This window comes from Methylobacterium organophilum (assembly GCF_022179465.1).
In the GTDB taxonomy this organism is placed as follows: domain Bacteria; phylum Pseudomonadota; class Alphaproteobacteria; order Rhizobiales; family Beijerinckiaceae; genus Methylobacterium; species Methylobacterium organophilum.
This window is the reverse complement of the sequence record NZ_BPQV01000015.1, coordinates 60,324-73,147: the sequence shown is the minus strand read 5'-3', so window position 1 is coordinate 73,147 and position 12,824 is coordinate 60,324. Positions and strand designations below refer to the sequence as shown.

The window sequence follows — 12,824 nt, the reverse complement described above, 5'->3', positions numbered from 1 at the left end:
GCTCAGAGGCTCTTCTTGACCGCGTCGGCGGCGTTCTTCACGCCCTGCTTGGCATCGCCGACGGTCTTCTGGGTCTTGCCCTTCAGCTCCTGGGCCTTGCCCTCGGCCTGCAGCTTCTCGTTGCCGGTCACCTTGCCGACGCTCTGCTTCACGGAACCGGCGGCCTCGTTGGCGACGCCCTTGATCTTGTCAGTGGTGCTGCTCATCGGATCACTCCGTTCATTTCGATGTCGCATCCGGTCTTGGACGCGATCGGCGAAGCTGAACGGTGTGGTTCATCGGATTGTTCCATCGTCGACGATGCGATGATGGTTTCGTGAACGCTTGGCGAGGCTGCCCCGGGACGCTGGGTTCTCCCGCCGCTGCGGCAGCGCCGTTCAAATTTTTTGCGGCATCCGGCCAAATATTTTGCGGAAGCCTTTCAGCCAAATGGCGGCGAAGGTTGTTGAATTCAAAATTCGTATGTCTAGAACCGATAATCCCAAAAAGATTTAAAGACCGAGGACGCGCCCATGGCCGTGCACGCCGCCGATCCCCTTCCCGGTACGACCGCCCTCGCCGGCGCGAAGGCGGATGCGCCGATCTTCGGCCGCTGGGGCCAGCTCGTCCTCGGCGTGCTCTGCATGTCGATGATCGCGAACCTGCAGTACGGCTGGACGCTGTTCGTCAACCCGATCAACGACAAGTACCAGTGGGGCAAGCCGGCGATCCAGGTCGCCTTCACGATCTTCGTCCTCACCGAGACCTGGCTCGTGCCGATCGAGGGCTGGTTCGTCGACCGCTACGGCCCGAAGATCGTGACGCTGTTCGGCGGCGCGCTCTGCGCCATCGGCTGGGCGATGAACTCGGTCGCGGATTCGCTGTGGTTCCTGTACCTGGCCGCCGCCGTCAGCGGCATCGGCGCGGGCGCGGTCTACGGCACCTGCGTCGGCAACGCGCTCAAGTGGTTCCCGGACCGCCGCGGCCTGGCCGCCGGCCTCACGGCCGCGGGCTTCGGCGCGGGCTCGGCGCTCACCGTCATCCCGATCGCCGCGATGATCCGCGACAGCGGCTACGAGCACACCTTCCTGATGTTCGGCCTCGGCCAGGGCATCGTCGTGATGGTCGCCGCCCTGCTGCTCTCCTCGCCGAGCGCCGCCTACAAGGACCGGATGCTGGCCGGCCGCGCGACCCCCAACGCCACCACGCGCCGCCAGTACTCCTCCGCCGAGATGGTGCGCACGCCGGTCTTCTGGCTGATGTACGCGATGTTCGTGATGATGGCCGCCGGCGGCCTGATGGCGACCGCCTCGCTCGCGCCCATCGCCAAGGACTTCCACGTTGACACGATCCCCGTCTCGCTCCTCGGCCTGACCCTGCCGGCGCTCACCTTCGCGCTGACCATCGACCGGGTGCTCAACGGCGTCACGCGGCCCGTCTTCGGCTGGATCTCGGACCGGATCGGGCGCGAGAACACCATGTTCCTCGCCTTCATGATCGAGGGCGCGGGCATCCTGGCGCTGGGCATGTTCGCCCATTCGCCGATGGCCTTCGTGCTGCTCACCGGCCTCGTGTTCTTCGCCTGGGGCGAGATCTACTCGCTGTTCCCCTCGACCTGCGCCGACACCTACGGCGACAAGAACGCCACCGCCAATGCGGGCCTGCTCTACACCGCCAAGGGCACGGCCTCGCTGATGCTGCCGCTGTTCCTCTACATCCAGACCGTCACCAGCTCCTGGCAGAACGTGTTCTACCTCGCCTCGGCCATGGCGTTCGTGGCGGGCTTCCTGGCGATGTTCGTGCTCAAGCCGATGCGCGCCCGCTTCATCGCGCGGAGCCGCTGACGCCATGGCCCACTGGATCGGCTTCACACGGGACGGGGCGGCCGGGTTCGGCCGCCTCGACGGCACGCGGATCGCGGTGCACGAGGGCGACCTGTTCGGCACGCCCGTGCCGACCGGCGCCGTCCTCGATCTCGCCGAGGTGACCGTCGGCCTGCCCTGCCGGCCCTCCAAGTTCATCGCGCTCTGGAACAACTTCCGGGCGATGGCGGAGAAGCAGGAACTGGCGATCCCCGAGGCGCCCCTGTTCCTGCTCAAGCCCGCCAACAGCTACGCCGCGTCCGGCGCCGCCATCCCCGTGCCGGAGGCCGCGGGCCGGGCGCTCTACGAGGGCGAGCTCGGCATCGTGATCGGCAAGGCCGCCCGCGACGTGACGGAGGCGGAGGCCGTCGCGCATATCTTCGGCTATACCTGCGTGAACGACGTCACCGCCCTGCCCATCCTCAAGGCGGATCCGAGCTTCGCCCAGTGGTGCCGTTCCAAGGGACTCGACGGCTTCGGCCCCTTCGGCCCGGTGATCGCCACCGGTCTCGACCCCGCCACGCTGACCGTGCGCACCCTGGTCAACGGGCGCGAACGGCAGAACTACCCGGTGTCGGACATGATCTTCCCCGCGGCCCGGCTCGTCTCGATGCTCTCCCAGGGCATGACCCTCGAGCCCGGGGACGTGATCGCCTGCGGCACCTCGATCGGCTCCGGCCCGATCCCGAAGGGCGCGACCGTCGAGGTCGCGATCGACGGGATCGGCATCCTCACCAACACCTTCGTCTGAAAGTCGGGGTTGAACGGGACGGCCCGCGGGGCGGAACTGTGCGCCGCGGGATTGAATGAAGAATGCGCCCTGCCGACCCGCCGGGCGACGACAGGGAGCCCGGGCACCTCTGCCCGGGATCCGCAGTTCAAGAGCTGACACGGTTTGAGAAGCGGACACGGATCATGAGCATCGCGATCGTCGGCGCAGGCGCCATCGGCGGCTATCTCGGCGTGAGGCTGGCGGAAGCCGGCGAGGACGTCACCTTCATCGCCCGCTCCAACGCGGCCGCCATCGCCGAGAACGGCATGCGGCTGATCGAGGAGGACGGGCGGGAAATCCACGCCCGCAACGTGAAGGCGACGCGCTCCATGGAGGAGGCGGGCCCGCACGAGGTGGTGCTGCTCACCGTCAAGGCGCATCAAGTCGGCCCCATCGCCGCCGACCTCAAGCACCTGATCGGCCCCGACACCGTGGTCGTGACGATGCAGAACGGGATCCCGTGGTGGTACTTCCTCGGCGGCCATGGCGGCAGCTATGCCGGCACCCGCCTGGAGAGCGCCGATCCCGGCGGCCTGATCGCCGACAATCTCGACCCGAAGCACGTCATCGGCAGCGTGGTCTATCCCGCGACCGTGCTGACGGATCCCGGCACCGTGAAGGTGATCGAGGGCAACCGCTTCGGGCTGGGCGAGCTCGACGGCTCGAAGTCCGAGCGGGTGCTGGCGCTGTCGCAGCGCCTCGGCAAGGCCGGCTTCCGCGCGCCGGTGACCACGGATATCCGCGCCGAGATCTGGCTCAAGCTCTGGGGCAATCTCAGCTTCAACCCGATCTCCGCCCTGACCCACGCGACGCTGGAGGAGATCTGCCGCTTCCCCGACAGCCGCGCCCTCGCCGCGGAGATGATGCGCGAGGCCGAGACCATCGCGAACACCCTGGGCGTCACCTTCCGCCTCGGCATCGAGAAGCGCATCGCCGGTGCCGAGAAGGTCGGCGCGCACAAGACCTCGATGCTGCAGGACGTCGAGGCCGGACGGCCGATCGAGCTGGAGGCGCTGGTCGGCTCGGTGATCGAGCTCGGCCGCCTCACCAACACGCCGACCCCGCATATCGACAGCGTCTTCTCGCTGATGCGGCTTCTCGCCCAGAGCCTCGACAAGGCCCAGGGCCGCCTCGCGATCCAGCCCGCCTGACCCCTTCTCATCCCTTGCTCAAGGAGGCCGTCGTGGCCGCAACCACCCTTCTCGACCTGATCAAGACCGGCGCCGACGACGCCACGGCCCTGTCGAGCCCCGGCGGCGTGCCGCTCACCTTCGGCCAGCTGCGCGCCCTGACGGACCGCACCATCGCCGACCTGAACGCCCAGGGCATCGGGCGCGGCGACCGCGTCGCCATCGTGCTCCCCAACGGGCCGGAAATGGCCGCGGCCTTCATCGCGATCGCCGCCGGCACCACCTCGGCGCCCCTGAACCCGTCCTACAAGGCGGACGAGTTCGAGTTCTACATGAGCGACCTCCGGGCGAAGCTCCTGGTCGCCCTCGACGGCGAGGAATCCCCGGCCGTCGGCGTGGCGCAGAAGCTCGGCGTGCCGGTGGCCCGCCTGACCCCGACGCCGGACCAGGGCGCGGGCAGCTTCACCCTGTCGTTTGCCGGCGCGGGCGTCGGCGCCCCGGCGCAGGGCGGCCCGGCCGCGGCCGACGACCTCGCCCTCGTGCTGCACACCTCGGGCACGACCTCCCGCCCGAAGATCGTGCCGCTCAAGCAGTCGAACGTCTGCGCCTCGGCCCGCAACATCCGGCAGACCCTGGCCTTCACCGCCGAGGATCGCGGCCTGAACATCATGCCGCTGTTCCACATCCACGGCCTGATCGCCGGCATCCTCGCGCCGCTCTCGGCGGGGGGCCAGGTCTCCTGCACCCCGGGCTTCAACGCCCTCAAGTTCTTCGCCTGGATGTCGGAGGTGAAGCCGACCTGGTACACGGCCGTGCCGACCATGCACCAGGCGATCCTGGGCCGCGCCTCGCGCAACCGCGAGGTGATCGAGGCGACGAAGCTGCGCTTCATCCGCTCCTCCTCCTCCTCCCTGCCGCCGCAGGTGCTCAAGGAGCTGGAGGAGGCCTTCGGCGCCCCGGTGATCGAGGCCTACGGCATGACCGAGGCCTCGCACCAGATGGCCTCGAACCCGCTGCCGCCGAAGCCCCACTATGCCGGCTGCGTCGGTCTCGCGGCCGGCCCGGAGATCGCGGTGGTCGACCTCGACGGCGAGCCCCTGCCCGCCGGCGAGCCCGGCGAGATCGTGATCCGCGGCGACAACGTGATGGCGGGCTACGAGAACAACGAGAAGGCCAATGCGGACGCCTTCACCAAGCAGGGCTGGTTCCGCACCGGCGATCAGGGCGTGCTCAGCCCGGAGGGCTATCTCACCATCACCGGCCGCCTGAAGGAGATCATCAACCGCGGCGGCGAGAAGATCTCGCCGCGGGAGGTGGACGAGATCCTGATGGACCATCCGGCCGTGTCGCAATGCGTGACCTTCGCCATGCCGCACGACAAGCTCGGCGAGGACGTCGCCGCCGCGATCGTGCTGCGCGAGGGCGTCGAGGCGCTGGAGAAGGACATCCGCGGCTTCGCCTCGGAGCGGCTCGCCGCCTTCAAGGTGCCCGCCAAGATCCTGATCCTCGACGAGATCCCGAAGGGCGCCACCGGCAAGCTCCAGCGCATCGGCCTCGCCCAGAAGCTCGGGCTCGCCTGATCCGGCCCCTTCGCTCCCTCGAACCCGCGCGGTTCGAGGGAGCGGCCGAAACGAACCCTCCGCCCCGCCCCTAAGGGGCCATGCGCAGCTCGAAGCGGGCGCCCTTCCCCGGAACGACCGCGAGGGTGCCGTTGAGCTGCCGGGCGAGGTTGACGATGACCCGCATGCCGAGGCTCGCCCTCGCCTTGGCGGGCTCGAACCCCTCCGGCAGGCCGATCCCGTCGTCGGAGACGGCGATGGTCAGGCCGCCCTCCGCCGGCGCGCTCGCCTCGATGCGGATCTCGCCCGCGCCCTCGCCATAGGCGTACTTGATCGCGTTGGTGACGAGCTCGTTCACGAACAGGCCGAGGGGGATCGCGAGGTCCGCGGGAAGAGAGAGGGCCTGCGCCCGGCAGACGAGCCGGTGCAGGCCGGCGCTCTCCTGCAGCTTGGCGCAGAGCGATTCCAGGAAGTCGCAGAGGTCGAAGCGCGTCACGTCCGGCTGACGCCAGAGCTGGTCATGGACCTGCGCCACCGCCTCGACCCGGGTGCGGGCATCGGCCAGGGCGTTCTGGACGTCCTTGTTGTCCGAGCCCCGCGCCTGCAGCGCGAGCAGCCCGGCGACCACGGCGAGGCTGTTCTTGACCCGGTGGCTCATCTCGCGGCCGAGCAGGTCCTGGCGCTCCAGCGCCGCCTTGAGGCGCGCCTCGGCCCGCAGGCGCTCAATCGCGCCGCCGAGCAGGTTGGCGAAGCCCTGCATGAAGGCGACGTCGGCCTCCTCGAACATGCCCTCGCGGGTGTCGTCCACCTCCAGCACGCCGTAATGGCCGTCGGCATTGGTGATGAGCACGTTGATCGCCCGCCGGATGCCGTGGGCGGCCATCAGCGACGGGGTCCGGAAGCGGGTCTCGCCCTGCAGGTGATTCGAGATGACCGGGCGGCCGGTCTTGAGGGCGAAGCCGGCGGGCGAGGCCAGATCGGCCCCGATCGTCGCCTTGCCGATCACGTCCGGGCTCCAGCCGATGCCGGCGCAGACGAGCAGGAGATCCTGGGCCGCCTGATATTCGAGCGCCTTGCAGAACTGCGCGTTCATGCCCTCGGCGCAGAGCTCGGTCGCCTTCTGGAGCAGGGGCAGGAGCTCGGTCGCGCGCAGGGCCTCCAGGCCGAAATCGGACAACAGGGCCTGCTGCCGCAGGCGCATCTCCAGCGCCGACGGGGAGAGGGCGGTCATCGAGGATCGCTCCGGACCACGGGTAAGGGCATCAAGGACGGAAGCCGGCCCCCTCGCAAGAGAGATGGGCGGCGATGTGGCCGGAAAACGGCCGGATTCTCCGATCGTCGCCGAACGCGCACAGAGCCTCCCTCAGCCGGCGCGGCGCACCAGCAGGGTGGCGACCGCGTAGGTGACGGACGCGCCCTGCGCCTCGAACCGGCGCAGGACCCGCCGGAGCGCTCCGGGCGAGAGGGGCGCCGACCGCCCGGTCTGGGCGCCGATCGCCCGCAAGGCCTGCAGGAAGGCGGTGCCGTCCGCGTGGCGCTCGCCCACGCGCTCGAGGGTGAGGTCGGTGGTGCAGCCCTCGATCGCAAGCCCGGCCAGGGCTTCGGCGGGCGGGAAGCGGGGGGTGGCACAGGGCAGGCCGAGGGCCTCGTGCGCCGCCCGCCACTCGGCGAAGGTGCCCTCGACCAAGGTCGCGACCGCCAGGAGGCCGTCCGGCCGCAGCAGGCCGGCGAGCCCCCGGAAGGCGGCGGGCTGATCGAGGAACCATTGCGCGGCCAGGCTCGACACCACGAGGTCGAAGCCGGGGGCGAGCGCCGGACGCTCGCCGTCCATGACGGCATGGCGCAGGCCCGGAACCGCGCCGAGCCGTGCCCGGCAGCGGCCGATCATGGCCGGGGCGATGTCGGTGGCGAGCCAGGATTCGTGGGCGAGGCGGGGCAGGAGCGCCGCCGTGAGCAGGCCGGTGCCGCAGCCGATCTCAAGCACGCTGGCGGCAGCGGGCTTGCGCGCCGCGACCGCCTCGGCGAGGGCGCGCGCGACGAGCGCCTGCACCCGCGCCGAGCCGTCATAGGCCGCCGCCCCGTCGAAGGCGCGCGCGACCGCGGATTTCCACGCTGTCATGCCGACGACAGGACCTGCTCTCCGTGACAGGACCGGATAGACCGGCCGCGCGCGCGCCTCAAGCATCCGGGACGGGAGGGCCCCGGCCGTCACGGCAGGGCGAAGACCGTGAGCTGGCCGCCCGGCGCCGTGTAGCGCGACAGGGCGGCATAGCCGCCGACCGCGCCGGAGCCGTCCGCGGGATCGGTCAGGCCCGCGGCGAGGCCGATGCCGGCCCAGCCGCCCACGCCCGAGAGCACCGCCACGTATTGCTTGCCGCCGTGCAGGAAGGTCATCGGGTTGCCGACGATGCCCGACGGCGTCTTGAACCGGTAGAGTTCCTTGCCCGTGCCGGCATCGACCGCCTTCAGCCAGCCCTCAAGCGTCCCGTAGAAGACGACGCCGCCGGCGGTGGCGAGGGTGCCCGACCAGACCGAGAAGGGCTCGGGCAGGGACCAGACGATCCGGCCCGCGATATTGTCCCAGGCGACGAGGTTGCCCGTGCGCTCGGTGCCCGGCGGCGGCATCAGCGTCAGGGTCGCCCCGACATAGGGCTGGCCCGGGGTGAAGGAGACGTGGAACGCCTCGTAATCCATGCAGATGTGGTTGGTCGGCACGTAGAACAGGCCGGTCTTCGGCGAGAAGGCGGCCGGCTGCTCGTTCTTGGCGCCGAGGGCGGCCGGGCAGATGCCCTTGGTCACCTCGTCCTCGCCCGCCGCCTCCGTCGCGTAGCGCTTGTCGAGGACCGGGCGGCCGTAATCCGGAGCCTTCGGATCCGTCTCGATCCGCGCGGCCCAGTTCACGCTCGGATCGAATTTTTCGGCCGTGACCAGTTCGCCCGTGGCCCGGTCGAGGGTGTAGCCGAAGCCGTTGCGGTCGAAATGGGTGAGGAGCTTGCGGTCGCGCCCCCCGACAGTCTGGTCGGTGAGGATCATCTCGTTGACGCCGTCATAGTCCCACTGGTCGTGGGGCGTCATCTGGTAGAGCCAGCGGGCTAGGCCGGTATCGGGGTCGCGGGCGACGATCGTCATCGCCCATTTGTTGTCGCCCGGGCGCTGGGCCGGGTTCCAGGTCGAGGGATTGCCGGTGCCGTAATAGACCAGGTTCAGCTCCGGGTCGTAGGAGAACCAGCCCCAGCTGCAGCCGCCGCCGATCGTCCACTGGTCGCCGTCCCAGCTCTTCAGCGAAGAGTCCTTGCCGATCGGCTTGCCCAGGGCGGTGGTCGTCTCGGGATCGACCAGGAGGTCGGCATCCGGCCCGGTGGCATAGGCGCGCCAGAGGCGCTTGCCGTCCTTCAGGCTGTAGGCGGTGACGTGGCAGCGGGCGCCGTACTCGCCGCCGGCGATGCCGACGATGACCTTGTCCTTCACCGGGAGCACGGTGGCGGTGTTGGTCTCGCCCTTGGACGGATCACCGTTCTTGACCGACCAGTTGACCGCGCCGGTCCGGGCGTCGAGCGAGACCAGGGTGGTGTCCGCCTGGTGCAGCAGGATGGCGCCGTCGGCATAGGCGAGCCCGCGGTTGACCGTGTCGCAGCACATCACCGCGACGACGTTCGCGTCCTGCCGTGGCTCGTAGCGCCACAGGATCCGCCCGTCATGGTCGAGGTCGAGCGCCGTCACCGTGTTGGGAAAGGGGGTGTGGACATACATGACGTTGCCCACGACGAGGGGCGCGCCCTCGTGGCCGCGCAGCACGCCGGTCGAGTAGGTCCAGGCGACCCTGAGCCGCCCGACATTCTCCGCGGTGATCTGGTCGAGCCTGGAATAGCGGGTGTTGGCATAGTCGAGGGTCTGCAGCACCTGCTGCCCGGGATCGGCGAGACGCCGCGCCAGATCGCTCTCGCCCCCCTGCCCCGCCGCACCGGCGGCCAGGGGCCAGAGCAGAAGAAAAGCCGGCAAAAGAGATAGTTTTAGCAAGAAACCAAACCGTTTCTTCAGGAACTTGGTTCGTCCGGCGCGTCGTTGAGCGGGTGCAGGTCGCGCACCATGCCCTTCAGCCGGGCGTCGAGGACGTGGGTATAGATCTGGGTCGTCGAGATGTCGGCGTGCCCCAGGAGCTCCTGCACGATGCGCAGGTCGGCGCCGTTCTGCAGGAGATGGCTCGCGAAGGCGTGGCGCAGGACGTGGGGGCTGATGCGGTCGGCGCGGATGCCGGCCGCGGCGCCGGCGACCTTCAGGTCGCGGGCGAAGGCCTGCCGGGTCAGATGGCCGCTCTCGCTGTCGGCGGGAAACAGCCAGGGGCCGTCCCCCGGCAGATGGGCGAGATGGCTCCGCATCGTCGCCCGGGCGATCTCGGTGAGCGGCACCAGGCGCTCGCGGCCGCCCTTGCCCTTGACCACGAGATGCCGCTCCCGGGTCGCGGCCGCCGAGCGGGGCAGCGCGATCAGCTCGGAGACGCGCAGGCCGGTGGCGTAGAGCAGTTCCAGCAGGCAGAGCAGGCGCAGAGCCCGGGCGCGCTCGCCGGGCGGCCCGGCCTGCTCGGCCCGCTCCCGGGCGCAGGCCAGCAGCGCGTCGACCTCGGCCACCGACAGGACCTTGGGCAGGCCCTTGGCCCGGCGCGGGCCGGAGACCGGGGCGGTCGGATCGCCCTCGGCATGCCCCTCGGCGTAGAGGAACTTGTGGAAGCCGCGGATGCAGGAGAGCCGGCGGGCGGCGGAGGAGGCCTTCAGGCCGCGCGTCTCCAGCCCCGCAAGATAGGCGCGGACCTGCTCGGGCGCCGCCGCCTCCGGGGAGGTGCCCGCCGCCTCGAGATGGGCGAGGTAGTCGTCGAGGTCGCGCCGATAGGCGGCGAGCGTGTTGCCCGCGGCGCCCCGCTCGGCCGCCAGCATGTCGAGGAAGAGGGCCGCCGTGTCCTCTTGCGTCGCGTGCGCCCCCTGCCCCTTTCCGGTGGCCGGAGAGGGGGCGCGGCTCACTTCGCCCCCGGCTGCAGCTTCGAGGCGGGGATGGTCACGCTCATCTCCCGCGGGGTCGGCGTCACGAAGGTGGCGAGGGCGAACATGCCCGCGAAAACCAGTCCGGCCAGGATGGCGATCGTGGCGAGGAAGCGGAACAGCGTGGGCAAAGGGCAACCTCTCCGGGCGCACGGCAAGTCGCGCTGCGGGGCCGGTTTTCCGATCCCACGGGGCAACGGCGAAGGCAAGGCCCGGAAGGCCACAGGCTCCGTGAAGCCGGATCAAGCAGGTGCTTCGCCCGCCCGGAAAAACCGTCTATGACCCCCGGATGACCTTGACCGAACCGCCGGCGGAGCCGCCCGGCGAACCGATCGAAGCGCGATTGCGCCGTGGCCTCGGGGCCCGGTCGATCGTGCTCGTCGGTCTCATGGGCGCCGGGAAGAGCACGGTCGGGCGCCGGCTCGCGAGCCGGCTCGGGCTGATGTTCAAGGATGCCGACCACGAGATCGAGGCCGCGGCCAACCTCACCATCGCCGACATCTTCGCGATCTACGGCGAGGCGAGCTTCCGCGAGGGCGAGGAGCGGGTGATCGCGCGGCTGCTGCGCGAGGGCCCGATGGTGCTCGCCACGGGCGGGGGCGCCTTCATGCGCGAGACCACCCGCACCCGCATCGCCGCGGACGGGGTCTCGGTCTGGCTCAAGGCGGAGCTCGACGTGCTGATGCGCCGGGTGCGCAAGCGCGGCACCCGCCCCCTGCTCCAGACCGAGGATCCGGAGGAGACGATGCGGCAGCTCATGGAGGTGCGGCATCCGGTCTACGCCCAGGCCGACATCATGGTGATGTCCCGTGACGTCTCGCACGACCGCGTGGTCCAGGATGTGATGGAAGCCATCGACGGGTTCCTCCACCCGCCTCCGATCCAGGGCGTGGCGGCGCAGTGAGCCGGGGACGCGAATGAGCCAGGCGACGATGAGCGGCGAGAGAACGGTCCATGTGCCCCTGGACGGGGGCCGCGACTACGACATCCTGATCGGGCGCGGCATCCTCGACGAGGCCGGCGCCCGGGTGAAGGCCCTGGGCGGCCGGGCGGCGGCGATCGTCACCGACGAGACCGTGGCCGGGCTCTACGCCCAGCGCGTGCGCACCAGCCTCGAGGCGGCCGGCCTGCGGGCGGGCATCGTCTGCGTCGCGCCGGGGGAGGCTTCGAAGAGCTACGCCACCTTCGCCCAGGTCTGCGACGGGCTGCTCGCGGAGAAGATCGAGCGCAACGACCTCGTCGTGGCGCTGGGCGGCGGCGTGGTCGGCGATCTCGCGGGCTTCGCGGCCGCCGTGCTGCGCCGGGGCGTGCGCTTCGTGCAGGCGCCGACCACCCTGTTGGCGCAGGTCGATTCCTCCGTCGGCGGCAAGACCGGGATCAACGCGCCCCTCGGCAAGAACCTGATCGGCGCCTTCCACCAGCCGCGCCTGGTGCTCGCCGACACCGCCACCCTCGACACGCTCTCCTCCCGGGAGATGCGGGCGGGCTATGCCGAGGTGGTGAAGTACGGCCTCATCAACGAGGCGGCCTTCTTCGAATGGTGCGAGGCCCACTGGCCGGGGATCTTCGCCGGCGGCCCGGAGCGGGACGAGGCGGTGGCGATCTGCTGCCGGGCCAAGGCCGGCGTGGTGGTGCGCGACGAGCGCGAGGACGGCGAGCGGGCCCTGCTCAATCTCGGCCACACCTTCGCCCATGCCCTGGAGCGCCTGACCGGCTACGAGTCCGCCCGCCTGGTGCATGGCGAGGCGGTCGGGATCGGGCTGGCCCTCGCCTTCCGCTTCTCGGCCCGGCTCGGGCTCTGCCCCGGCCAGGATGCCGGCCGCGTCGCCAACCACCTCGCGCTCGCCGGCCTGCCGACGCGCCTGCAGGCGGTGCCCGGCGGCTGCGGCGACGCGGAGGCCCTGCTCGACGCCATGGCCCAGGACAAGAAGGTGCGCGACGGGCGCCTGACCTTCATCCTCGCCCACGGCATCGGCCGGAGCTTCATCGCCCCCGGCATCGAGGCGGCGGATGTCCGCGCCTTCCTGGAGGACGAGCTGGCCGCCGGCTGAGGGACCTCGCCGTCAGCGAACCCCGGTGCCGTCGTTGTCGCGCTGGCGGCAGCGCCAGCCCGCGAAGCAGTTCGGATCGTCCAGGGTCGGCTCGAAGGCCGGCGCCGCCGTGACCTCCTCCCGGCAGGCCCCGCTCTCGAGATGGACCGTCTCGTAGGCGTTGGGGCTCGTGGCCAGGACCGCGTGGCCGCGCTCGGCCACGATCCGCTTCACGGCGGCGCAGCTCAGGGCCGGGGTGAAGGGGCGCCCGTCGCGGACGGTCTCCTGGGCGACGGCCCCGGTGGCGGCGAGCAGTCCGAGCAGGGGAAGCAGGGCTTTCATGGGCAGGTCCCGTGGGGCGCCCTTCCGGATAGCCCCGCCGGCACCCGGCGTCCATCCCGCCCCCGCCCCGGTCTTTCGGGGCGAACGAAGGGCCCGGCGACAGCCCGGCCGCTTCATCGA

Annotated in this window: 13 protein-coding genes; 6 read left to right on the top strand and 7 right to left on the bottom strand. The window is 70.7% G+C overall.

The window, feature by feature from the left end:
• Positions 1–2: 2 nt before the first annotated feature.
• On the bottom strand, positions 3–206 hold the full coding sequence (locus MFF21_RS21270) for a CsbD family protein (protein ID WP_238313774.1): 204 nt from the start codon (positions 204–206) through the stop codon (positions 3–5).
• Positions 207–512: 306 nt separating this feature from the next.
• Here MFF21_RS21270 and oxlT point away from each other — a divergent pair, with 306 nt between their 5' ends.
• From oxlT to MFF21_RS21250, 4 genes are all read left to right on the top strand, one after another.
• Positions 513–1,823, top strand: coding sequence for an oxalate/formate MFS antiporter (gene oxlT, locus MFF21_RS21265; RefSeq protein WP_238313772.1), 1,311 nt, complete (start codon positions 513–515; stop codon positions 1,821–1,823).
• 4 nt (positions 1,824–1,827) lie between these two features.
• Positions 1,828–2,592, top strand: coding sequence for a fumarylacetoacetate hydrolase family protein (locus MFF21_RS21260; RefSeq protein WP_238313770.1), 765 nt, complete (start codon positions 1,828–1,830; stop codon positions 2,590–2,592).
• Between the two features lie 164 nt (positions 2,593–2,756).
• Complete coding sequence (locus tag MFF21_RS21255; protein WP_238313767.1) at positions 2,757–3,764, top strand: 2-dehydropantoate 2-reductase; 1,008 nt, start codon at positions 2,757–2,759, stop codon at positions 3,762–3,764.
• Between the two features lie 32 nt (positions 3,765–3,796).
• Positions 3,797–5,323 (top strand): acyl--CoA ligase, encoded by a 1,527-nt coding sequence (locus tag MFF21_RS21250; RefSeq protein ID WP_238313766.1) that lies wholly within the window; start codon positions 3,797–3,799, stop codon positions 5,321–5,323.
• Between the two features lie 70 nt (positions 5,324–5,393).
• Here MFF21_RS21250 and MFF21_RS21245 read toward each other — a convergent pair whose 3' ends face one another.
• From MFF21_RS21245 to MFF21_RS21225, 5 genes are all read right to left on the bottom strand, one after another.
• Positions 5,394–6,533, bottom strand: a complete 1,140-nt coding sequence (locus MFF21_RS21245) for a sensor histidine kinase (RefSeq protein WP_238313764.1) — start codon at positions 6,531–6,533, stop codon at positions 5,394–5,396.
• A 132-nt stretch (positions 6,534–6,665) separates the two neighbouring features.
• On the bottom strand, positions 6,666–7,421 hold the full coding sequence (locus tag MFF21_RS21240; RefSeq protein ID WP_238313763.1) for a methyltransferase: 756 nt from the start codon (positions 7,419–7,421) through the stop codon (positions 6,666–6,668).
• A gap of 89 nt (positions 7,422–7,510) precedes the next feature.
• Positions 7,511–9,235: a methanol/ethanol family PQQ-dependent dehydrogenase gene (locus tag MFF21_RS21235; protein WP_238313957.1), complete on the bottom strand. Its 1,725-nt coding sequence runs from the start codon at positions 9,233–9,235 to the stop codon at positions 7,511–7,513.
• A 101-nt stretch (positions 9,236–9,336) separates the two neighbouring features.
• A complete protein-coding gene (locus MFF21_RS21230) occupies positions 9,337–10,314 on the bottom strand; it encodes a tyrosine recombinase (RefSeq protein ID WP_283206548.1) in 978 nt (325 codons plus the stop codon).
• Positions 10,311–10,463, bottom strand: coding sequence for a histidine kinase (locus tag MFF21_RS21225; protein WP_238313762.1), 153 nt, complete (start codon positions 10,461–10,463; stop codon positions 10,311–10,313). The genes MFF21_RS21230 and MFF21_RS21225 overlap by 4 nt, the downstream gene beginning before the upstream one ends.
• 164 nt (positions 10,464–10,627) lie before the next feature.
• Here MFF21_RS21225 and MFF21_RS21220 point away from each other — a divergent pair, with 164 nt between their 5' ends.
• Complete coding sequence (locus tag MFF21_RS21220) at positions 10,628–11,236, top strand: shikimate kinase (RefSeq protein ID WP_444543584.1); 609 nt, start codon at positions 10,628–10,630, stop codon at positions 11,234–11,236.
• A 28-nt stretch (positions 11,237–11,264) separates the two neighbouring features.
• Complete coding sequence (aroB, locus tag MFF21_RS21215) at positions 11,265–12,383, top strand: 3-dehydroquinate synthase (protein ID WP_238313760.1); 1,119 nt, start codon at positions 11,265–11,267, stop codon at positions 12,381–12,383.
• A gap of 12 nt (positions 12,384–12,395) precedes the next feature.
• Here the strand turns inward: aroB and MFF21_RS21210 are convergent, their stop codons facing one another.
• Positions 12,396–12,704 carry a hypothetical protein gene (locus tag MFF21_RS21210; RefSeq protein WP_238313758.1) on the bottom strand — a complete coding sequence of 103 codons (309 nt, stop codon included), beginning with the start codon at positions 12,702–12,704 and terminating at the stop codon, positions 12,396–12,398.
• Positions 12,705–12,824 lie beyond the last annotated feature (120 nt).